The 20,027-nt window shown below is 71.2% G+C and carries 18 protein-coding genes; 2 read left to right on the top strand and 16 right to left on the bottom strand.

Annotated features, from left to right (window positions below; translation table 11 throughout):
- Window positions 1-44: 44 nt before the first annotated feature.
- The 4 genes from MMB17_RS11660 to MMB17_RS11675 all read right to left on the bottom strand — a co-directional run bounded on the left by MMB17_RS11660 (window position 45) and on the right by MMB17_RS11675 (window position 6,185).
- On the bottom strand, window positions 45-2,249 hold the full coding sequence (locus MMB17_RS11660; protein ID WP_241102018.1) for an FAD-dependent oxidoreductase: 2,205 nt from the start codon (window positions 2,247-2,249) through the stop codon (window positions 45-47).
- A gap of 114 nt (window positions 2,250-2,363) precedes the next feature.
- Window positions 2,364-2,891, bottom strand: a complete 528-nt coding sequence (locus MMB17_RS11665; RefSeq protein WP_238311660.1) for a hypothetical protein — start codon at window positions 2,889-2,891, stop codon at window positions 2,364-2,366.
- A gap of 128 nt (window positions 2,892-3,019) precedes the next feature.
- Window positions 3,020-4,228 (bottom strand): acetyl-CoA C-acetyltransferase, encoded by a 1,209-nt coding sequence (locus tag MMB17_RS11670; RefSeq protein WP_241102019.1) that lies wholly within the window; start codon window positions 4,226-4,228, stop codon window positions 3,020-3,022.
- A gap of 178 nt (window positions 4,229-4,406) precedes the next feature.
- Complete coding sequence (locus tag MMB17_RS11675; RefSeq protein WP_238311658.1) at window positions 4,407-6,185, bottom strand: acyl-CoA dehydrogenase C-terminal domain-containing protein; 1,779 nt, start codon at window positions 6,183-6,185, stop codon at window positions 4,407-4,409.
- A gap of 265 nt (window positions 6,186-6,450) precedes the next feature.
- Here MMB17_RS11675 and MMB17_RS11680 point away from each other — a divergent pair, with 265 nt between their 5' ends.
- Window positions 6,451-9,648: a tetratricopeptide repeat protein gene (locus tag MMB17_RS11680; protein ID WP_241102020.1), complete on the top strand. Its 3,198-nt coding sequence runs from the start codon at window positions 6,451-6,453 to the stop codon at window positions 9,646-9,648.
- A 39-nt stretch (window positions 9,649-9,687) separates the two neighbouring features.
- Here the strand turns inward: MMB17_RS11680 and MMB17_RS11685 are convergent, their stop codons facing one another.
- The 4 genes from MMB17_RS11685 to MMB17_RS11700 form a co-directional block, all read right to left on the bottom strand.
- The gene (locus MMB17_RS11685; protein WP_241102021.1) at window positions 9,688-10,794 is read right to left on the bottom strand and encodes a glycosyltransferase 61 family protein; all 1,107 of its coding nucleotides are present in this window, start codon (window positions 10,792-10,794) and stop codon (window positions 9,688-9,690) included.
- Between the two features lie 71 nt (window positions 10,795-10,865).
- On the bottom strand, window positions 10,866-11,504 hold the full coding sequence (locus MMB17_RS11690) for a YidB family protein (RefSeq protein WP_241102022.1): 639 nt from the start codon (window positions 11,502-11,504) through the stop codon (window positions 10,866-10,868).
- Between the two features lie 40 nt (window positions 11,505-11,544).
- A complete protein-coding gene (locus tag MMB17_RS11695) occupies window positions 11,545-11,841 on the bottom strand; it encodes a hypothetical protein (protein WP_238311653.1) in 297 nt (98 codons plus the stop codon).
- Between the two features lie 137 nt (window positions 11,842-11,978).
- Window positions 11,979-12,917 (bottom strand): LysR family transcriptional regulator, encoded by a 939-nt coding sequence (locus tag MMB17_RS11700; protein WP_241102023.1) that lies wholly within the window; start codon window positions 12,915-12,917, stop codon window positions 11,979-11,981.
- Window positions 12,918-13,015: 98 nt separating this feature from the next.
- Here MMB17_RS11700 and MMB17_RS11705 point away from each other — a divergent pair, with 98 nt between their 5' ends.
- The gene (locus MMB17_RS11705) at window positions 13,016-13,378 is read left to right on the top strand and encodes a hypothetical protein (RefSeq protein ID WP_241102024.1); all 363 of its coding nucleotides are present in this window, start codon (window positions 13,016-13,018) and stop codon (window positions 13,376-13,378) included.
- A 72-nt stretch (window positions 13,379-13,450) separates the two neighbouring features.
- Here the strand turns inward: MMB17_RS11705 and MMB17_RS11710 are convergent, their stop codons facing one another.
- The 8 genes from MMB17_RS11710 to MMB17_RS11745 all read right to left on the bottom strand — a co-directional run bounded on the left by MMB17_RS11710 (window position 13,451) and on the right by MMB17_RS11745 (window position 19,993).
- Window positions 13,451-14,299, bottom strand: a complete 849-nt coding sequence (locus MMB17_RS11710; protein ID WP_238311650.1) for an aromatic ring-hydroxylating oxygenase subunit alpha — start codon at window positions 14,297-14,299, stop codon at window positions 13,451-13,453.
- 67 nt (window positions 14,300-14,366) lie between these two features.
- Window positions 14,367-15,749 carry an amidohydrolase family protein gene (locus MMB17_RS11715; protein ID WP_241102025.1) on the bottom strand — a complete coding sequence of 461 codons (1,383 nt, stop codon included), beginning with the start codon at window positions 15,747-15,749 and terminating at the stop codon, window positions 14,367-14,369.
- A gap of 11 nt (window positions 15,750-15,760) precedes the next feature.
- Window positions 15,761-17,314, bottom strand: coding sequence for a GMC family oxidoreductase (locus MMB17_RS11720; protein WP_241102026.1), 1,554 nt, complete (start codon window positions 17,312-17,314; stop codon window positions 15,761-15,763).
- On the bottom strand, window positions 17,314-17,925 hold the full coding sequence (locus tag MMB17_RS11725; RefSeq protein ID WP_238311647.1) for a thiamine pyrophosphate-dependent enzyme: 612 nt from the start codon (window positions 17,923-17,925) through the stop codon (window positions 17,314-17,316). The genes MMB17_RS11720 and MMB17_RS11725 overlap by 1 nt, the downstream gene beginning before the upstream one ends.
- Window positions 17,922-18,422, bottom strand: a complete 501-nt coding sequence (locus tag MMB17_RS11730) for a thiamine pyrophosphate-binding protein (RefSeq protein WP_238311646.1) — start codon at window positions 18,420-18,422, stop codon at window positions 17,922-17,924. The genes MMB17_RS11725 and MMB17_RS11730 overlap by 4 nt, the downstream gene beginning before the upstream one ends.
- A gap of 27 nt (window positions 18,423-18,449) precedes the next feature.
- Window positions 18,450-19,079: a glutathione S-transferase family protein gene (locus MMB17_RS11735; RefSeq protein ID WP_241102027.1), complete on the bottom strand. Its 630-nt coding sequence runs from the start codon at window positions 19,077-19,079 to the stop codon at window positions 18,450-18,452.
- Window positions 19,076-19,726 (bottom strand): Rieske (2Fe-2S) protein, encoded by a 651-nt coding sequence (locus tag MMB17_RS11740; RefSeq protein WP_241102028.1) that lies wholly within the window; start codon window positions 19,724-19,726, stop codon window positions 19,076-19,078. Before MMB17_RS11740 ends, MMB17_RS11735 begins: the two co-directional genes overlap by 4 nt.
- Window positions 19,727-19,753: 27 nt before the next feature.
- Window positions 19,754-19,993 (bottom strand): hypothetical protein, encoded by a 240-nt coding sequence (locus MMB17_RS11745; protein WP_238311643.1) that lies wholly within the window; start codon window positions 19,991-19,993, stop codon window positions 19,754-19,756.
- Window positions 19,994-20,027: the final 34 nt, after the last annotated feature.

Genomic DNA, 20,027 nt, shown 5'->3' on the forward strand with positions numbered 1-20,027 from the left:
GATGAAAAAAGCTTGGCCTTTGTCGCCTTGTCGGGGAGGGCGGCTCAGGCCGCCTTCTTCGACAGCGCGTCGTAGAACCGGGATCCGGTCTCCGCCATGGAGACCAGGTTGTCCGGCGGCGCGAAGCGGGGGCCGTGCTTGGCCTCGAGCGACCGGGCGAGCTCCACGAAGCCCCTCGCGCCCATGAAGTCGATATAGGACAGGGCACCCCCGGTGAAGGGCGCGAAGCCGAAGCCGAGGATCGAGCCGACATCCGCCTCGCGGGGATCGTCGATGACGCCTTCCTGGACCGTGCGAGCGGCCTCGAGCGCCTGGACCACCAGGAACCGGTTCTTCAGTTCCTCCACGTCGAGGGAATCCGGGTCGAGGCGGGTCGGCTGAAGCTCGGCGAGGCCGGGCCAGAGCCGCTTCGGCTCGTTCTCGGGGTAATCGTAGAAGCCGCGCTTGTTCTTCCGGCCGAGGCGATCCCGGCGCTCGACCATCTCGACGAGAAGACGCTTCTGGTCCGGATCGATGGCGGCCTCGCCGAGCTGCGCCTCGGTGGCCTTCAGGATCTTCAGGCCGAGATCGAGGGCCACCTCATCGTTGAGGGAGAGCGGGCCGACCGGCATGCCGGCCATCTTGCCGGCATTCTCGATCATCGCCGGGGGCACGCCCTCCATCAGCATCTTGTGGCCCTCCTGGACATAGGCCAGGACGCAGCGATTGGCGAAGAAGCCGCGGGAATCGTTGACGAGGATGCCGGTCTTCTTGATGGCGCGGACATAGTCGAGCGCCGTCGCGATCGCCTGCTCGCCGGTGGCCGCTCCCTTGATGATCTCGACGAGCAGCATCTTCTCGACCGGCGAGAAGAAGTGGATGCCGATGAAGCGCTCGGGCCGCGACGAGGCCTTGGCGAGGCCGGAGATCGGTAGGGTCGAGGTGTTGGAGGCGAAGATCGCCGTCTCGGGGATGGCGGCCTCGACCTTGGCGATCACCTCGGCCTTCACCTTCGGATCCTCGAACACCGCCTCGATCACGAGGTCGCAGCCGGACAGGTCGGCATAATCGGCCGTGGTCTGGATGCGGGCGAGCAGGGCGTCGCGGTCGGCGGTCTTGGCCTTCCCGCGGTTGATCTGCCCGGTGATGAGCTTGTGGGCGTAGGCCTTGCCCTTCTCCGCGGCCTCGACGTCGCGGTCGATCAGAACGACCTCCATGCCGGCGGCCGCGGTGACGTAGGCGATGCCCGCGCCCATGAAACCCGCCCCGACGACGCCGATCTTGGCGAGTTTCGTCTTCTCGACGCCCTTGGGCCGGCGCGCGCCCTTGTTCAGCTCGCCCATGGAGATGAACAGGGTGCGGATCATCGCCTGCGCCTCCTTGGTGCGCAGGATATGGGCGAAGTAGCGGCTCTCGACCTTGAGGGCGAGGTCCATCGGAAGCTGCAGGCCCTCGTAGACCGAGGCCAGGATGGCCTTGGCGGCCGGGTAGTTGTCGTGGGTCTCGCGGCGGTAGATCGCGTTGGCCGGGGGCCAGATCATCATGCCGGCGGGGGAGTAGACCTTGCCGGAGGGCGCCTTGAATTTCGGCACGTCCCAGGGCGCCACGGCCGAGCCGCCGCCGAGGATCCAGGCGCGGGCCTTCTCGACGATCTCGGCGCGGGGGGCGACCTCGTGGGCGAGGCCCATGTTCTTGGCCATGAGCGCGCGCAGCTGCTCGCCCTTGAACAGCATCTGCAGGGCGTCGCCGGTCTGCATCAGGCGGGCGACGCGCTGGGTGCCGCCGCCGCCGGGGAAGAGGCCGACCTTGATCTCCGGCAGGCCGACGCGGGTCGCCTCGTCGTCGGCGAGCACCCGGTAATGGCAGGAGAGGGCGAGCTCGAAGGCGCCGCCGAGGCAGAGGCCCTGGACGGCGGCGGCGAAGGGCTTGCCGCAGGTCTCGAGCTTGCGGAACACCAGGCTGAGGCGGCGCGAGGCCTCGAAGAAGTGGCGCATCGCCACCTCCTCGCCGTCGCTGGCCTTCAGCCGCTCGTATTCGGCGCCGAGGCCCTGGAGCATGGTGAGGTCGGCGCCGCCGGAGAAGGTGTCCTTGCCGGTGGTGACGACGCAGCCCTTGATCGCGGGATCGGCGACGACGGCGTCGATGATCCGCTCCAGATCCTCCATCACCTCCATGGTGATGACGTTCATCGAGCGGCCGGGCATGTCCCAGGTCGCGAGCGCGATTCCGTCGGCATCGGTCTCGAAGCGGAAATTCGTGTAGGCGCTCATCGCGTATCCTCGGATGGGCCGGCCGCGGGGCCGGGACGGTTCTCTGGAGATCTCGCCGGAGCGGAAGCCCGCTCCGGCCGGCCGCCGGGGCGGCGAAGGGTGACCGTGCCGGCCCTACTTGGCCGGCGCGGGCGAGGGCACCGGAACCGGGCCGGGCATGCCGCCCTGCTGGTCGCCGGCGGCGGCGAGCGTCAGCAGGTTGAGGAGCTTCGTCACCGCCGCCTGCGAGATGAGGTTCACCTCGGATTTCGGGTCGGCGTTGACGGCCTGGAACTTCTGGTAGGTCTTGTCCTCGTAGATCTGGAGCACGTGCTTCAGCTCATCGAGGCTGAACTTCTCGGCGTATTGCTTCGAGATGCCGTCGAGCAGGGCGGTGCGCTGCTTGTCGAACTCGGCGCGGGCCTCCTTGCGGACCTGCTCGGCCTTGTCGTCCTTCATCGGGGCGACGGTCTTCTCCAGCGCGCCGCTGAAGCCGGTGTCGAGGGTCTTCAGCACCGTCTTGTCGACGATCTCCTTGGCCACGGCGACCTTGTCGGCGGTCTCGTCGGCGCGCGCCGCCAGGGGGGCGGCGGTGAGGGCGAGGGCGGCGAGGAGCGGCAGCGCCTTGAAACGAGTCTTCCTGGGCATCGTCGTCGTCAGCATCTTGGCGTTTCTCCCTTTTTCACGATGGCGCCGGGATCCGGCGCGAGGGTGAGCCGCCTTAGCAGCGATTGTGACCTTCGGGCAAAGCCCGCGAGCCGGCTCGGGACCGTCCGCGGGCCGCCCGCCGATCAAACCCGCTCGATGATCGTGGCCGTGCCCATGCCGGCGCCGATGCAGAGGGTGACGAGCGCCCGCTCCTTGCCGGTGCGCTCCAGCTCGTCGAGCACCGTGCCGAGGATCATCGCGCCGGTGGCGCCCAGCGGATGGCCCATGGCGATGGCGCCGCCGTTCACGTTCACCTTGGCCGGATCGAGATCGAAGGCCTGCTGGAAGCGCAGGACCACGGAGGCGAAGGCCTCGTTGATCTCGAACAGGTCGATGTCGGAGAGCTTGAGGCCGGCGCGGGCCAGCACCTTCTTGGTCACGTCGACCGGGCCGGTGAGCATCAGGGCCGGGTCCGAGCCGATATTGGCGAAGGCGCGGATGCGGGCCCGCGGCTTCAGCCCGGCGGCGTCGCCGGCCTCCTTCGAGCCGATCAGCACCGCGGCCGCGCCGTCGACGATGCCGGAGGAATTGCCGGCATGGTGGACGTGGTTCACTGCCTCCACGTCCGGATGCGCGTCGATCGCCACGGCGTCGAAGCCGCCCATCTGGCCCATCTGCACGAAGGAAGGCTTGAGGGCCGCCAGCGACTGCATGTCGGTGGAGGGCCGCATGTGCTCGTCGCGGTCGAGCAGGGTGATGCCGTTGATGTCCTTCACCGGCACGACCGCGTTCTTGAACAGGCCCGACTCCCAGGACTTGGCCGAGCGCTTCTGCGATTCGACCGCGTAGGCGTCGCAGTCGTCGCGGCTGAAGCCGTATTTCGTGGCGATCAGATCCGCCGAGACGCCCTGCGGCATGAAGTAGGATTTGACCGCGATGGCGGGATCGACCGGCCAGGCTCCGCCCGAGGCGCCTAGGCCGACGCGGCTCATGGATTCGACGCCGCCGCCGACGGTGAGGTCGTGCTGGCCGGCCATCACCTGCGCCGCCGCGAAGTTGATCGCGTCGAGGCCGGAGGCGCAGAAGCGGTTGATCTGCACGCCGGGCACGTGGGGGCCGTAATCGGCCACCAGGGCGGCGGCGCGGGCGATGTCGCCGCCCGCCTCGCCGACCGGATCGACGCAGCCGAGCACCACGTCGTCGACGGCCCGGGTGTCGAGGTTGTTGCGCTCCTTCAACGCGCGCAACGCCGTCTCGGCGAGGCGGAGCGCCGTCACCTCGTGCAGCGCCCCGTCCGGCTTGCCGCGGCCACGCGGGGTGCGGACGTGATCGTAGATGAGAGCCTCGGCCATCCTGCGCTTCCTCGTGTCCGTTTTGCGCGCACTCCCTCCCCCTTTTTGCGGGAGAGGGTGGCCCCCGAAGGGGGTCGGGAGAGGGGAGCCCCGCCTCCGGAAAGACTTGGCCGGCCCTTCTCCCGCCCTGCATCCGCAGGGCACCCTCCCCCGCGGAGGGGGGAGGGTTGAACCTTCGTTAGAACGCCTCGGCGGCGAGCGCCATGGTGGTGTCCGCCCCCGCCTTGATCCGGGTCAGGCGCAGGGCCGTCTCGGGCAGCATGCGCTCCATGAAGAAGCGGCCGGTGACGAGCTTGGCCTCCATGCGCGGGTCCCCCGCCTTGTCGAGGGCGGCCTTGGCGATCCGGGCCCACATGTAGCCCAGGGCGACGAGGCCGAGGAGATGCATGGTGTCGGTGGCGCCGGCCCCGGCATGGTCGGGCTTGGCCATGGCGTTCTGCATCAGCCACATCACGGCGCCCTGGAGATCGTTCAGGGCGGCCTGGAGCGGGCCGGTATAGGGCTTCATCGCCTCGGTCTCGGCGTGGTCCTTGATGAAGGTCTGCACCTCGCCGAGGAAGAGCATCATCGCCCGGCCGCCGTCCTTGGGCAGCTTGCGGCCGATCAGGTCCATCGCCTGGATGCCGTTGGCGCCCTCGTAGATCATGGCGATGCGGGCATCGCGCACGAACTGCGACATGCCCCATTCCTCGATATAGCCATGACCGCCGAACATCTGCTGGGCCTCGACGGCGTTGGCGAAGCCGCGGTCGGTCAGCACGCCCTTCACCACGGGGGTGAGCAGCCCGAGCAGGTCCTCGGCGCCCCGGCGCTCGCCGGCATCCTGCGAGCGGTGGGCGATGTCGGATTGCAGGGCCGTCCAGAGGATCAGGGCGCGGGCCGCCTCGTTGAAGGCGCGGATCTGCATCAGGGTGCGGCGCACGTCCGGGTGGACGATGATCGGGTCGGCGGCCTTGTCCGGCGCCTTCGGGCCGGTGAGCGCGCGGCCCTGGAGGCGCTCCTTCGCGTAGGCCACCGCGTTCTGGTAGGCGACCTCCGACTGGCCGAGGCCCTGGACGCCGACCGCGAGCCGTGCCTCGTTCATCATCACGAACATCGCGTTGAGGCCGCGATTCTCCTCGCCCACGAGCCAGCCCTTGGCGCCGTCGTAGTTCATGACGCAGGTGGCGTTGCCGTGGATGCCCATCTTGTGCTCCAGGGAGCCGCAGGACACGCCGTTGCGCTCGCCGAGCGAGCCGTCCGCGTTCACCAGGAACTTCGGCACCACGAAGAGCGAGATGCCCTTGGTGCCGGCCGGCGCGCCCTCGATCCGGGCGATGACGAGGTGAACGATGTTCTCGGACAGGTCGTGCTCGCCGGCCGAGATGAAGATCTTGGTGCCGGTGAGGCTGTAGGAGCCGTCCGCGTTGCGCACCGCCTTGGTCTTGAGGAGGCCGAGATCCGTGCCGCAATGCGGCTCGGTGAGGTTCATGGTGCCGGTCCAGGCGCCTTCGACCATCTTCGGCAGGTAGGTGCGCTTCTGCTCCTCGGAGCCGTGCACGAGCAGGGCCGCGATGGCGCCCTGGGTCAGGCCCGGATACATGCCGAGGGCGAGGTTCGCGCCCGAGGCGAATTCCTGGATCGCCGTGTTGAGGACGTGCGGCAAGCCCTGGCCGCCATATTCCTCCGGCACCGACAGGCCCATCCAGCCGCCCGCGGCATAGGCCGTGTAGGCTTCCTGGAAACCCTTCGGCGTCGTCACGCGGCCGTCCTCGTGGCGGGTGCAGCCTTCCTGGTCGCCGCTCAGGTTCACCGGCGCCAGGACCTCGGCGGCGAGCTTGCCGCCCTCGTTGAGCACGGCCTCGACCACGTCGGCGGAGGCGTCGGCGAAGCCGGGGAGGTTGTCGTGTCGGTGGAAGCCGAGCACGTCGTTCAAGAGAAACACCACGTCCTCGACCGGCGCACGATAGCTCGGCATGTCCGCTCCTCCCGTCCGGCCCCGCCTCGTCGGCGACCCGGAACCACGCGATTTAGTTCATATGTAAACTATCTCCCGGGCCGCGGTAAAGGGGGTACGGCGCGCCTGCCCCGACAAGCTTAACGGTCTTTCCCAGGCGACTTAACGGGCCGTTTACCAAGATTGTTAAAGGTCGCAGCCAATGGGTCCGATCTGCGGCAGCCTTCGGCGCGAGTCTGGGTTGCCTTTCGGACCGGAGCCCAAGCCGCCGACCCCGGGTCTGACGATGAGTCGCAACGCGAACCCCACTCTCGAGGGCCTCGATCCCGAGGTGCTCGAAGCCGCCCGCGAGGTCGCCCATCGCGCCGGGGTGCCGGTGGAGTCGTGGATCGCCTCCGTGGTCGAGGGGGCGACCGAGTCGGTTCCCGCCAAGGCCGCCGCCGGTACCAAGGCCACCCCGCGCAAGCGCGCCCGCTCCACCGTTCCGCCGAACCAGCACCTCGCGGCCCGGGTCCCGGCGACCCGCGAGCGTGCGGCGCCCAAACCGGCCGTGGCGCCGACACCCGCCTCGGCGACGTCCGACGAGGCCGTGGCCGATGCCGTCGGCACCTCGATCGCGGAGATGATGCGGCGCCTCGACGCCCTCGACCGCACCATCGCCGAGCAGCGCCAGGCTTCCTCCCAGGCCGCCGCGGAGGCGATCGGCGCCCTCGAGAAGCGGGTGAGCGAGCTCGGCGAGGAAATCGGCCGGCCGCGGGCCCTCGGCCGCCGCGGCCAGCCGCTGCTGAGCGAGGTCCGCAGCGCCGTGGAGGAGGTGCGCAAGCGTCAGCGCGAGCTCGATGCGAGCGCCGCGCCTGCCCCGGCGCCCGTGCCCGGCGCGCCTTCGCCCGCGATCAGCGCCCTGCGCGAGGAAACCGGCAAGCTGCGCGATTCGATCGGCACCCTGGCCACGGGCCGGGACGTGGGCGCCCTGGAGCAGGCGATGCGAGCCCTCGCCTCCGACATCCAGCGGGCGCGCGAACCCTCCGACCTCGCCGCGATCTCCGCGCCGATCGAGCTGATGCGGGTCCAGGTCGGGCGCTTGGCCGACGAGGTCGCCGAGAACGTGCATGCGCGGCTCTCCAGCGAGGTGGAGCGGCTGGCCGACAAGGTCGACCGCCTCGCCACCGGCGCGCCGGCGAATTTCGCCGAGCGCGACGCCCTCGACGGGCTGTTCACCGAACTCGACGAGATTCGCCGCCTGCTCGGCGGCCTGGCCGGCCCAGAGCGGATCCAGGGGCTCACCCACGGCCTGCAGGCGATCAGCGATCAGATCGCGCAGCTTCAGGTCCGCGCCGCCGATGCGGGCGTGGCCGAGCTGAAGCCGCTGCTCGAGGAGATCCGCAGCGGCATGGACCGCCCGGGCGAGACCGAGCTCCTGCACCGGATCGAGGCGCTCGCCGAGCGCATGGGCGAGCAGCAGGCGAGCAACTCCGTCGGCGAGATCGTCGGCCGGCTCGACCATCTCGGCGAGGCGCTGCGCCGGAGCCAGGCGCCGCAGCAGGGCCAGCTCTCCTCGATCCACGGCATGCTGCACGACCTGGCCGAGAAGATTGACCGGCTGGAATCGGGCGGCAACGCCAATCTCGACGCCCTGGAGAGCCAGGTCGTCGCCCTGGCCCAGCGTCTCGACAGCCGCGGCGGCGACCCGGCCCTCTCCACGATCGAGCGCACCATGGGCGACCTGATCGCCCAGGTCTCGGCGCTCCGCGACGGCGGGGCGGTGGAGGCCGCGCTGGAGCGAGCGGCGCGCAAGGCCGTGGCCGAGGCGCTGCAATCCGGCCACGAGGGCGCCGGCAGCGAGGCCCTGCGGGCCGACCTCGCCGATCTGCGCGCGCGCCAGAACGCGGCCGATGCGCGCCTGTTCGCGACCATGGACAACGTCAACACGGCTCTGGAGCGGCTCCTCGCCCGCCTCGGATCCGACACCCCCGCCGCTCCGCAGCCCTCCGCGCCGAAGCCCGCCCCCCGTGCCTCCGCCGCGGACGAGGGAGCCGCCAAGGCGAAGCGGCTGGAGCGGCCGCGCATCCCCACCGAGATCGGGCATCTCGGCGACGAGCTCCTGGAGCCCGGCGCCGCCCGCCCGCAGCCGGGTCGCGGAGCCGCTGCGTCCTCCGCGGGCGCGCCCAGCGGCGGCGACATCAAGACGAGCTTCATCGCCGCGGCCCGCCGCGCGGCCCAGGCCGCCCAGGCTGACATCGCCGCGGAGGTGGGAGCGCCCGGCCGGAACCGGGAGGCCGGTGCCGGCAAGGCGCCGGGCCGCGCGGACGCCGCGTCCCCCGCGATGCCGGTGGGCGGCAATGGCCGCACGGCCGCCTTCCGGGCGGAGATCAGCAAGCGGCGGCGCCCGCTCCTGCTCGGGCTCGCCGCCATCGTGCTCGTGCTCGGCGCCCTCCAGGCCTGGACGGTGACGATGGGCGAGCCGGAGGCGCCGGCTCAGACCCCGGTCGCCGCTTCCGCGCCGCCGGAGGGGCCGGCCGCCACCGCCGCCACGGCGCCGGCGCCCGCCGGGTCGGCGCCGGCACAGGACGCCGCGGAACGCCCGGCAAACCCGGATCCGACGACGACGCAGTCGATCGCGCCAGCGGAGGACCGCGCGGCCAAGCCGGTGGCGAGCGAGGCCAAGCCGGAAGCGGCCGATCCGGCCCCGTCCAACAAGGGCCGCAGCGCGGTGCCGCGGGTCACCACGGTCGCGGCGCTCGCGCCGGATCTCGCCGGCATCCCCCCCGGCCTCGCCCGGCTGAAGCAGGCCGCCCTCGACGGCGACGGCGCGGCGATCTGGGAGCTCGCGGAGCGGGAAGCCGAGGGGCGCGGCCTGACGAAGGACGCGGCGCTCGCAGCCAAGCTGTTCCAGAGCCTGGCCCAGGCAGGCTACGCCCCGGCCCAGTTCAAGCTCGGCAGCCTCTACGACAAGGGCACCGGCGTCACCCGCGACCTGGCCCAGGCCAAGCTCTGGTATGCCCGCGCGGCCGACCAGGGCAACATCCGGGCGATGCACAACCTCGCCGTGGTCCACGCCGAGAACCCGACCGCCGGCGGCAAGCCGGATTTCGCCGCCGCCGCGACCTGGTTCCGCAAGGCGGCCGAGCACGGCGTGCGCGACAGCCAGTACAATCTCGCGGTGCTCTATGCCCGCGGCCTCGGGGTCTCGCAGGATCTCGTCCAGTCCTATGCCTGGTTCTCCGCCGCGGCGGCCCAGGGCGACGACGAAGCGGGCAAGAAGCGCGACGACGTTGCGGCCAAGCTCAGCGCGAAGGATCTCGCGGCGGCCAAGGCCGCGGCGGCGACCTTCACGCCCCTGAAGGCCGAGCCCGCGGCCAACGAGGCGCCCGTCGCCAAGATCCCGGCCACCGCTCCGATGAGCCTGATCGGAGCAACGCCCCCCGGCAGCGTGCCGAGTTCGGCCTTCACCCCCACCGGTCGCCGCAGCGAGGCGGGCGTCTGACCCCGGCCAGCCGGGGCAGGGGGCGACTGGCGATCGGGCTCAGGCTTCGATCGTGATCCCGAGATGGCGGAGGCAGGCCTGCGCCGTCTCCATCGCCCGGGGATGCAGGGCGAGTTTTCGCGTGAAATCCATCCAGGCCGCGATGTCCGCATCGCGTGCCGCGCGGAAGGCGTCGCCGTCCCAGAACGGCGCGAGATCGACACCCACCTGGCGGAAGCAGGCGATGACCTTGTCGTCGCGCAGCACCGAGATGCCCCGCGTCGGGTAGGTCTGGCCCGAGCGGCGCCGCCCGTAGACGATGCCGTGCAGGGCATCGAGATAGCGCAGGCGATCGGCCCGCGGCCGCAGGGAGGCCTCCGCGATCCGCTGGCGCGGCCGGCGCACCAGCACGGCGATCTCGACGCCGAGGTACCCCATCAGCTGCAGGGTGTGGATCGCCGAGCCCTCCGCGAAGACGAGGGAGCGGGCGCGGGCATAGAAGGCCACCTGCTCGGGCAGGCCCGAGAATTCCGGGTGGAAGACCCGGACCCCGGCCCGGGTCAGGACCGTATCGAGATAGCTCTCCCCCGCGAGCCGCCCGGTGAGCTGCCCGGCCCGGGACACGTAGAGGACGCCGATGTCCTTCGGCACGGCCCGCGCATCGCCGGTGAGCCGGTCCATCAGGTCGAGATGCGCTTCGCTCGGGCCGCCGCCGTCCATCCGCTCGGCCTGGGGCAGGACGTGCAGGCGCCGGAACAGCGTCGGCCGGCGCACGACGAGCACCCGGGCCGGGTCGACGCGCAGCTGCGCGAGGATCTCCCGGAAATAGCCCGGCTCGCGGAAGTCCGGATCGGCCGGCGCGCAGAAGACGAGGGGCATCCCGGCCGGGAACCGCGTGACGGAGCCCGCGATGCGCATGCCGAAATCGGCGATGGCGTGCCCGTAATGCTCGACGATGGGGCCGCACCAGGCGCCCTCGTCGTGGATCGCCTCCGGCGGGCCGGCCGGGCGCGGGCGGGAATCGACGGGCCTGGGCAGAAGGCCGCGGCATTGCCGTGCCCGCACCTGCAGGGCCCACCAGGGCCAGATCGGGCCGCCGCGGAAGAAGGCGCCGCCCGGCTTCTGCAGGATTTCCTGCGTCGGGACGACGGTCACGTTGCGCATCATCGATGGCCGGGCCTCGGGGTTTCTCCCGGAGGCCGGGTCGATGCGCGCGTCTTAGAAGAGGAAGGGCGGCCTCACCAGCCGCGGCGTTCGCTTTCGCTGGGCAAACGGCCCTGCGGTGTCAGCCGGTCGACGACGCCCGGAAGCGCCTGCGCCAGCTGGGCCAGCAAATCGTCGCGGGAGAGGCCCGTGGCGCGGCTCAGGCTGTCGAGGGTATCCGGCCCGAGGGCGTCGGCGAGCCGGCTCGGGGCGATGGCGTGGTTGCCGCCGGGACCGATCCAGGATTCGATCACGTCCCCGAGGCCGCTGCGGCGGAAGCTCTCGACGAGGCCGTCCAATCCGCCGGCGCTGCCGGATTCCTCGCTCGGCTCCCGGTCCAGATGCGCGTAGGGCCCGGCGCCCGGAGCGCGCTCGCCCGGCCCGTCGAGCATGCCCGCGAGATCGCTGAAATCGCTGTCGTCGGGCGCCGGGCCGCCGCGGGGCGCATCGCCGAAGCCGCCGAGGTCGCCCCCGTCCTGCCGGGGCGGCGGGGGAGGGGAGCCGCCCTCCGCCTCGGCATGGCCGCGGCCGAAGATGTCGCCGAAGCCGCCGCTCGCGCCCTTGGCGAGGAGCAGCATCAGCAGCGCCTTCACGATCGGCGACAGGGCGCCCTGCTGTCCGCGGCCGAGCACTTGGCCGACCACGCCGCCGATGACCTGATCGAGCAATCCCATGGGTTTCCTCCCTCGTGTCGGTGGTCCGGGCGGCGCCGGCCTATCGGTCGTCCGTGCCGCTGCGGGTCTTGAAGCGGTCTGAGAGGTGATCGAGGGGGTTGGTGCGCTCCGCCCTGCCCTTGCCGGAGGGGACGACGGTGGTGGAGGGCCGGATGGCGCTGGGGGCCGAGACGTCGCCCGTCGGGCGATGGGCGGCGTGCCCGTCGCCCTTCACGGTGTCTGTGCCGGGCGGCAGCGTCCCGGCGGTCGGCTGGTCGTTGGGGTTGGCGGCGCTCTGCGCCTGGACCGCGCCCGCGGCCATGGCCGAGAGGATCGCCGACAGGATCGCGCCGGCCATGAGCCTCCGGCCCGTTCTCCCCATCCCGGCTCGTCCCGCTTGCGGCATCGGATCGCCTCCCTCGCTCCGCCCGGGGCGTTCGCCCCCTATGGTCAAGCCAATCGGCATGACCGCCAGGGGGTTCCTGCGGATCGGGGCTACGCGATCGCCGCCGGCGGCGTCTCCTCCGCCAGCCGGACCAGGACCTGCCGCAGCCAGCGATGGGCCGGGTCGTCGTCGTAGGAGGCGTGCCAGACCATGGAGATCGCCACGTCGTCCAGGGGGACCGGCACGGGGCTCACCGTCAGCCCGAGGGCACCGGCGAAGTCGTGGGCGAGCCGGGCATGCATCGTGGTGATGACCGGGGCGGAGCGCACCAGGAAGGGCACGACGAGGAAGCGCGGGGTCGTCACCGCCAGCGTCCGCTTCAGGCCGAGCTTGGCCAGGGCATCGTCGACGACGCCATGCGCGGTCTCGCGCAGGCTCGTCAGGATGTGCGGGAAGCGCAGGTAATCCTCCAGGGAGATCGGCGGCGTCAGCCCGACCTGGCGCGCATCGAACAGGCAGACATAGCTGTCGCGGTAGAGCAGGCGCTGCTTGTGGTGGAGCTGGCCCTCGAAGGAGAGCCCGATGGCGAGGTCGATCCGGTCCGTGTCCAGCTCCTCCAGGATGCGGCTGCGGTCGAAGCTGCGCAGCAGCAGGCGGATGCCCGGGGCCTCCGCCCGCAGATAGGCCAGGAGCCGGGTGCCGAGCAGCATCTCGGCGCTGTCCGGCAGGCTGATGGTGAAGGTCCGCTCCACGGTCCCGGGGTCGAAGGCCTCGTCCCGGCGCACCAGCGCCTGAACCTGCCGCAGGGTCGCGCGCAGGGGCTCGGCCAGGGCGAGCGCCCGCGGCGTCGGCCGCATCCCGTCCGGCACCCGGGTCAGCAGGTCGTCGTCGAAGAGGCGGCGCAGACGCGCGAGGCTCGCGCTCATGGCCGGCTGGCCGATGCCGATCCGGGCCGCCGCCCGGGTGACGCTGCGCTCGGCGAGCAGGGCGTCCAGGGCCACGAGCAGGTTGAGATCGAGCTTGCTCAGATCATTATGATCGATAGTCATCAGCAATCGGATCGATTTGATACATGCTGCGGTGCACAGCATATTCGCCCCAGACGCAAGGGCATCGGGCCCTGGCGACAAGGGAAAGATCCAAGACCATGACGATCCGAAACACCATCCTCGCTGCCACCCTCGCCCTGGCCGGCAGCCTCTCGGCCGCCGATGCCGCGGAGATCCGGGCCGTTCAGGCCGGCAGCGTCGATCTCGGCACGCTCTCGGGCGTCGCCTATTATACCCCGGAGGCGAAGGGCTACCGCGTCGTCGTCACCCTGGCGCCGCGCGCCGCCGCCCCGGCCGTCCGCTTCGAGACGGTGCTCGCCGCCGACCAGAGCGTGACCTTCTCGACCCCCCGCGCCGAGGGGAACGCCGCCGAAGCGGTCGAGATCAGCCGCGTCGGCGATCGGGTCCGCGTCTCGCGCCCCGGACAGGATGTCGTGAAGGAAGCGGCCGCCATCAACTGAGCGGCCGGCGACCATGACGGCAGGAACGAAGGCCTCTCCCGGCCCGCACGGCCGGGAGAGGCCGCTCTCTTTTCAGGCGGCGAGGGTGGTGCCGTAGACGACGCCCTTCTCCTTCAGCCAGCGCCGATAGGCGACCGACGAGGAATCCGCGCGGGTCGGGATCTCGGCCTTCGGCTCCAGCGGCAGCAGCACCGGCCTCTGGTTTTCCAGGATGATGCGGTCCTGCAGGAAGATGAGCTGCTGGAAGCCCACCAGATCGGACAGCCGCGACACGTCGTCGATCAGGAACATGACCGGGTGCACCTTGCAGAGCCCCGGTTCGAGGGGCTGCACGAACAGGCAGATCACGTCCCAGCGGTTCGCCGCGTTCGGGCAGGTCTTGTAGAGCATGGTCACGTGCGGGGTGGCGACGCGGTACTGGTACTGCGTCATGATCCCGGTGGTGGCCGAGAGAGCCGCCTGCGGCTGGAAGAATTGGCAGTTCGTCGCCCAGACCTCGTCGATGTCCCGCCGGATCTCGGTGGTGTAGTGCAGCACCTCCGTATGCGGCTCGGCGCCCAGGATGTCCGTGTGGACGAAGGGGAAATGGGCCATGTCGAGGAAGTTCTCGATGATCCGCAGGCCCGAGGCGCGCACCTGCACCGATCCGCAGACGACGTGGCGCCGGTCCGTCTCCTCCGTCTCGGGGATCGCGGGCGGCTCGCGGGCGGGATCCCCGAGGCTCGTCCAGAGATAGCCGTAGCGGCAGCGCACCGGCAGCGCCCGGCCGCCGCTCTCGCGCACGGACGGAGGATCGCCCTCCGATCCGGCCTCGATCACGAGGTCGCTGCCGAGGAGACGCGTCCGCGTCTCCCCTCGGCCGAACTCCGCCAGTGCGCCCACCACATACCATTCATCCCGGATCGCTGGTTCGAGCGTCATGTCCCTGTCCCTCCTCGCTCTCCCGGCGCGGGGGCGTCGCCGCCCGCGCCGGCTCCGTTCCATGGCCTCACGCGCCGGGGCCGGTCCATTGCACCGTGCCGGTCTCGTGCTCGGCGAGCCAGGCGGCGCGGCGGGCGAAGAGGTCCGGCGCGAGGCTGCGCACGTGGTCGATCAGGCCGCGCAGATCCGTGCCGAGCAGGCGGCCGTCCTGCACCACGACCCGTCCGTCGACCATGGTGAGGTCGACATCCGAGCCGCGCACCGCGTGGACGAGATTGTGCTGCAGGTTGAAATACGACCCCTCGCCGAAGAGCGGCGTCATGCGCGGCGTGTCGGTACGAACCGCGATCAGGTCGGCCTTCTTGCCGGCCTCGAGGGAGCCGATCTCGTGATCGAGCCCGAGCGCCTTCGCCCCGAGGATCGTGCCCATGCGCAGGGCCTGCCAGGAATCGAGGGCGGCGGCGTCGAGGCTCTTGAGCTTGCCGAGCAGCGAGGCGGTCTTCATCTCCTCGAACACGTCGAGGTTGTTGTTCTCCTTCTCGCCGTCGGTGCCGAGCCCGACCGCGACGCCGGCCTTCAGCATGGCCTCGATCGGGGCGATGCCGCTCGCGAGCTTCATGTTGCTCACCGGGTTATGCGCCACTGCGACGCCCCGCCCCGCGATCAGCGCCACCTCCGCCGGATCGAGCCAGACCGCATGGGCAATCAGCGCCTTGGGGGCCTCGAAGAAGCCGAGCTTGTCGAGGGCGAACATCGCCCGGCAGCCATAGCGCCGCTCGAACTCGGCGACCTCGACTTCCGCCTCGCTGCAATGGGTGTGGAAGCCCGTGTTGTGCCGCTTCGCCAGCTCGATGGCCCGGCGCTGTCCCGCCTCGTCGGCGTAGAACAGGTGCTCCAGCCCGACCCAGACCGAGATGCGTCCCTCCGCGCTGCCGTGGCGGGATTCGATCAGGGCCTCGTTGTCGTCGAGGCGGTCGAAATAGTCGTAATCCGCGTGCTCGCCGACATAGGGCACGCAGACGAGGCGGTTGCCGAGGCCCTCCGCGGCCTTGGCGCTGCCTTCCATGAAGCGCCACATGTCGAGGGTCGTCGTGGTGCCCGAGAGCACGCTCTCCGCGTAGCAGAGCCAGGAGGCCGCCTCGGCTTCCTGCGCGTTCAGGACCCGGTGCATCGGGTTGATGTGCAGCCGCAGCCAGTCCCAGACCGGCAGGTGCTCGGCGGTGCCGCGCAGGAAGCCGGAATGCATGTGCGCGTTCACGAGGCCCGGCATCAGCAGACGGTCGGGCAGGCGCACGAGGGCAGCGGCGGGATGGGCCGCGACCAGCTCCTCCCGCTTGCCCACGGCGCCGATGCGGTTGCCCCGCACCAGCACGGCACCGTCGGTGAGGACGCGGTTCTCCGCATCCATGGTCAGGACGAGGTCGGCGGCGAGGATGCGATCGGTACTCATGACGATACTCTTCAGGCGGCGGCCGCGACGAGGTCAGCGGCGCGCTCGGCGATCATGACGACGGGGGCCTGCGTGTTGCAGGTCGGGATGAGCGGGATCACGGAGGCGTCGGCGATGCGGAGGCCCGTCGCCCCATGCAGGTTCAGGGCCGGATCGACCACGGCGGCCGGTCCGGTGCCCATCGCGCAGGTGCCGCAGGTGTGGAAGAAGGTGGAGCAGGTCCGCTCCACGAAGCGCCCGGCCTCCCCACGCGTCAGCCGCCGCGGGGGTGAGAGCGGAACGGCGCCGAGCCGTCGGAACGGCGCGGTGTCGGCGAGCGCCAGCACCGTGTCGAGGGAGGCGACCAGGGCGTCGCGGTCGGCCGCCTCGGCGAGATAGTTCGGCTGGATCGTGACCGGCCCGTCGAGGGCGGCGCTCTCCATCCGCAGGAAGCCGACGCTGCGCGAGCCCATCAGCCCCGGCGAGACCGCGAAGACGTGGCCGGAAACGCCGTATTCGGCGGCGATCTCCGGGCCGGCATGGGGGCCCTGCACCACGAAGGCGTGGAGGTCCGGCACGGCGAGCCCGTCGCGGCTGCGCCAGTTGAGCTGCGCCCCGCCGCCATTGTCCCGCACCGGCCCGAGAGCATTCTCGACGCGGAAATTCACGCCCATCAGCAGGGGATGGTCCTGCAGGTTCGCCCCGATGCCGGGCAGCGCCAGGCGCCGGGGCAGCCCGAGGCGGACGAGGTCCTCCGGATCGCCGATGCCGGAGCGCATGAGCAGGCGCGGCGTCTCGATGGCGCCCAGCGCCAGCACGACCTCCCGGCGCGCCCGCGTCTCGACGATGCGGCCGTCGAGGCTGTGGCGCAGGCCGGTGCAGGCCGAGCCCTCGAAGGTGAGCTCCAGGGCGGCGGAGCCGGTCAGCACCGTGAGGTTCGGGTTGCCGGCGAGGGGGCGGATATAGCCGTCCACCACGCTCCAGCGCCGTCCGGCCCGCTGGTTCAGGTTGGCGAAGGCGGCCCCCGCGATGTCCGGCCCGTTGGCGTCGGCCAGGACGGGGAAGCCCAGCTCGGCCGCCCCTTCCACGAGCGCGCGGGCGACGGGATGGGGATCGCGCGCGGTCTCGATGCGCAGCGGCCCGCCGGCGCCGCGCAGGGCCGTCTCGCCGCCCTCCCAGTCCTCCGCCCGCTTGAAGAAGGGGAGGATGCTGTCGAAGTCCCAGCCCGGGGCGCCGGCGGCGGCCCAGGCGTCGTAATCGGCGCGGTGCCCGCGGTTCCACAGCATCGCGTTGATGCTGCTCGAACCGCCCAGCACCCGGCCGCGCGGGATCGGGACCACGCGGCCGCCGATCTGCGGCCCCGGCGCGTAGGCGAGCCCCCAATCCAGGGGGCCGCCGAGCAGACTCACCCAGGCGCCCGCATCCGCGACGGCGGGATGCGCCTCGTCCCGCGGGCCGGCCTCAACCAGCAGCACCTGGAGGCCGGCGGCGGCGAGCCGCCCGGCCACCACGCAGCCGCCGGTGCCGGCGCCCACGACGATGATGTCGTAGGCGGCTTTCAGTCCCTCATCGGCGTCGGTGAGCATCAGTTGTGCTCGCTCGGGCCCATGATGACGATGCCTTCGGTCGCCTCGACATGGCGCACGAAGATGTACTTGTCCTCGCGCCCGTCGCTGTGCTTGCGCTTGATGCCCGCCCGCACGGTGCCGTCCACCTTGGCGACGACGATGTAGGGGCTGTCGGCGGCAAGGCCCTCGGCGCAATGCCGCTCGAAGGAGTCGAGGTCGCGGGCCGTGTAGGCGTGCTCGATGCCGGCGCCCCGGGCCATGCCGGCGAGATCGACCCGGCCCTTGGCGGTGTGGGTCGGCGGGCCGCCGATCGACTGGTAGCACTGGTTGTCCCAGACGACGACGAACAGGTTCTTCGGCTGCTCGTTGGCCAGCGTCGCCAGGATGCCGAGGTTGAAGAGCAGGCCGCCATCCGTGTCGAGGGAAACGATGCGGCGATGGGGCAGGCCCGCGGCGAGTCCGAAGGCCTGGGGCGTCACGCAGCCGAGCTGCTGCTGGAACAGGCTCGCCGCGCGCATGTGCGGGGCGGCGTCGTACCACTCGTCCACGCTGCCCCCGAGGGAGAGGATGACGAGCTCGTCCTTCAGCCGGCGGCTGAGGAGCTTCATGCAGTCGTAGCGTGTCATCATCGCACGAGGCTCCCGCCGAGAACGATCGCGGTGTGGTAGTAGGAGGCGTAGGCCGAGGCGTAGGCGTCCTCGATGCTGCGCTCGACCTCCGCCTCTTCGCGCACCACGCGATAGGGCACGCGCAGGGCCTGGAGCACCGGCTCCATGGTGATGCCGTGGGGGATCGCCCACCAATTGTTCTCGCCGAGTTCGCCCCGGTAGCTCATCAGCATCACCACCGGGATGCCGGCACCGAGCCCCATCCGGGCGAGGGGCTCGACCGAGGCGCGCAGGCCCGAATTCTCCATCACCAGCACGGCGCGCTTGCCCGAGAGGAAGACGCCGCCGCAGATCGCGGCGCCCTCGCCCTCGTTGGTCACGGGGATGGTGCGGATGTCCGGATCGGCGTCGAGCGCCGGATAGAGCGGCTTGAACAGGGAATCCGGCAGGTAGCAGGCGACGGACACGCCCGCCTTCTTCAGTCCCCGCAGGACCGCGTCGACGGCACCCGGCGTCATGGGAACACTCTCATCGTCATGAAATCCTCAGTGGTAGTCCGGGATGCCGGGCATGGTGCGGAAGCCCGGCAGAGTGCGCACGGCGCGCATCCAGCGGCGAAGGGCCGGGTAGGCCTCGTGGTCGATGCCGTGGTCGCGGCTCAGCGCGAAGGCGGGGAACAGGGCGAGGTCGGCGATGGTCGCGCTCTCGCCGACGAACCAGCGTCCGCCGGCGATGCCGCGCAGGACCATGTGGTCCTCCATGGCATTGAAGGCGGCCCGCGACGCCTGTTCCAGGGAAGCGGCGTCGCCGGGCACGTCGAACATCGCGGTCCGGCGGGCGAGCGTCGCGGCGTGCAGGTCCCGGGCGGCGAAGACGAGCCAGGCCATGGTCTGCCCCAGCGCGCCCGGCTCCCCGGGGAGCCAGGTCCCGGCCGGATCGTGGCGGCGGGCGAGATAGACGAGGATCGCCTCCGCCTCCCGCAGCACCGTCTCCCCGTCCACGAAGATCGGCAGGGTGCCGAGCGGATTGCGCTCGATCAGCGGCGAGCGCGTCTGCTCGGCGCCGGGGAACATGTCGACGCCCACCGTCTCGTGGGCGACCCCGAGGGCGCCGAGCAGCAGCCGGACCTTGTAGCCGTTCTCGTCGAGTTCGTAGTCGTAGAGGATCGGGCTCATGACGCTGCCCGCATTTCGAGCGCGGAGCGGAGTGCTGCACAGGCATGCGCGGCCCGTGCACGGTCTGCGCTCGTAAAGGCATCGCTCGGACCGTCGAGCAGAATGTGGGCAGCGCTTTGCGCCGGCGCGAGCGGCTGCACCGCGAGCCGCACGGGAAGCCCGGCGAGGGTGCCCCGCAGAAGCCCGTCCGCCTCTTCCGTCACGGCGAAGGCGTCGGGGAGGCTCGCGGCCGGCACGTCGAGGGTCAGGCTGCGCAGGACGGTGAGCGACTCCGCCGCAGTCTCGGGCGGCGGATCGGATTCCGTCTCCCAGGCCACCCAGATCAGGCCGCTTCGCTCCACGCTCCGGTAGGTGCGCGTGCGGATCATCGGGCTGACCTCGAGATCCGGATGGGCCGGGATGTAGCGGCACTGGCCGGCGGTGTCGTATTGCCAGCCGTGATAGAGGCAGGCGATGTGGTCGCCGCGCACGAAGCCGAAGCTGAGGCGCATGCCGCGATGCGGGCAGCGGTCCTCCCAGATATGGGCCGCGCCGGCCTGATCGCGCCAGACGACGAGTTCGTTGCCGAACAGGCGCGTCCCGGTGGAGGTGCCCGGATCGAGGTCCGCGGAGAGGGCGAGGGCGTACCACCCCGGCGTCTCGTTCATGCCAGAAATCTCCTTGTATCCAAAGTGTTAGGACGCATCTGCGCGCTCGACCTCCAGGACGAGGCAATCGATCGGTCCGAGGCTGCAGGCCATCTCGAAGGCATCGACGAAGTCGCGCTGACCGGACACGGCGACCGTGATCCGCTCCGGGCCCGCCTCGACGAAGCGCGCGCCGAGATCGAGCAGATGGGCGCGGTGTTCGGCGAAGGCGCGAAAGCTCGCCGGCCGGAAGCGGCCGGTGAAAACGATGGTCGTGAAGGTTTGCACTGAGCCTCGACTCCGGCTTCCGTGCCCCGAGAGG

This window comes from Methylobacterium organophilum (assembly GCF_022533465.1).
Lineage (GTDB): Bacteria > Pseudomonadota > Alphaproteobacteria > Rhizobiales > Beijerinckiaceae > Methylobacterium > Methylobacterium organophilum.

What these genes read in the sequence shown, in the direction of transcription:
- MMB17_RS11740 (WP_241102028.1), bottom strand. Translation starts at nt 19,726, where the DNA reads ATGAACGAGACGCCGGGGTGGTACGCCCTCGCCCTCTCCGCGGACCTC.
- MMB17_RS11735 (WP_241102027.1), bottom strand. Translation starts at nt 19,079, where the DNA reads ATGAGCCCGATCCTCTACGACTACGAACTCGACGAGAACGGCTACAAG.
- MMB17_RS11675 (WP_238311658.1), bottom strand. Translation starts at nt 6,185, where the DNA reads ATGCCGAGCTATCGTGCGCCGGTCGAGGACGTGGTGTTTCTCTTGAAC.
- MMB17_RS11710 (WP_238311650.1), bottom strand. Translation starts at nt 14,299, where the DNA reads ATGACGCTCGAACCAGCGATCCGGGATGAATGGTATGTGGTGGGCGCA.
- MMB17_RS11725 (WP_238311647.1), bottom strand. Translation starts at nt 17,925, where the DNA reads ATGATGACACGCTACGACTGCATGAAGCTCCTCAGCCGCCGGCTGAAG.
- MMB17_RS11720 (WP_241102026.1), bottom strand. Translation starts at nt 17,314, where the DNA reads ATGCTCACCGACGCCGATGAGGGACTGAAAGCCGCCTACGACATCATC.
- MMB17_RS11730 (WP_238311646.1), bottom strand. Translation starts at nt 18,422, where the DNA reads ATGACGCCGGGTGCCGTCGACGCGGTCCTGCGGGGACTGAAGAAGGCG.
- MMB17_RS11715 (WP_241102025.1), bottom strand. Translation starts at nt 15,749, where the DNA reads ATGAGTACCGATCGCATCCTCGCCGCCGACCTCGTCCTGACCATGGAT.
- MMB17_RS11685 (WP_241102021.1), bottom strand. Translation starts at nt 10,794, where the DNA reads ATGATGCGCAACGTGACCGTCGTCCCGACGCAGGAAATCCTGCAGAAG.
- MMB17_RS11695 (WP_238311653.1), bottom strand. Translation starts at nt 11,841, where the DNA reads ATGGCCGGCGCGATCCTGTCGGCGATCCTCTCGGCCATGGCCGCGGGC.
- MMB17_RS11690 (WP_241102022.1), bottom strand. Translation starts at nt 11,504, where the DNA reads ATGGGATTGCTCGATCAGGTCATCGGCGGCGTGGTCGGCCAAGTGCTC.
- MMB17_RS11665 (WP_238311660.1), bottom strand. Translation starts at nt 2,891, where the DNA reads ATGCTGACGACGACGATGCCCAGGAAGACTCGTTTCAAGGCGCTGCCG.
- MMB17_RS11700 (WP_241102023.1), bottom strand. Translation starts at nt 12,917, where the DNA reads ATGACTATCGATCATAATGATCTGAGCAAGCTCGATCTCAACCTGCTC.
- MMB17_RS11660 (WP_241102018.1), bottom strand. Translation starts at nt 2,249, where the DNA reads ATGAGCGCCTACACGAATTTCCGCTTCGAGACCGATGCCGACGGAATC.
- MMB17_RS11680 (WP_241102020.1), top strand. Translation starts at nt 6,451, where the DNA reads ATGAGTCGCAACGCGAACCCCACTCTCGAGGGCCTCGATCCCGAGGTG.
- MMB17_RS11670 (WP_241102019.1), bottom strand. Translation starts at nt 4,228, where the DNA reads ATGGCCGAGGCTCTCATCTACGATCACGTCCGCACCCCGCGTGGCCGC.
- MMB17_RS11705 (WP_241102024.1), top strand. Translation starts at nt 13,016, where the DNA reads ATGACGATCCGAAACACCATCCTCGCTGCCACCCTCGCCCTGGCCGGC.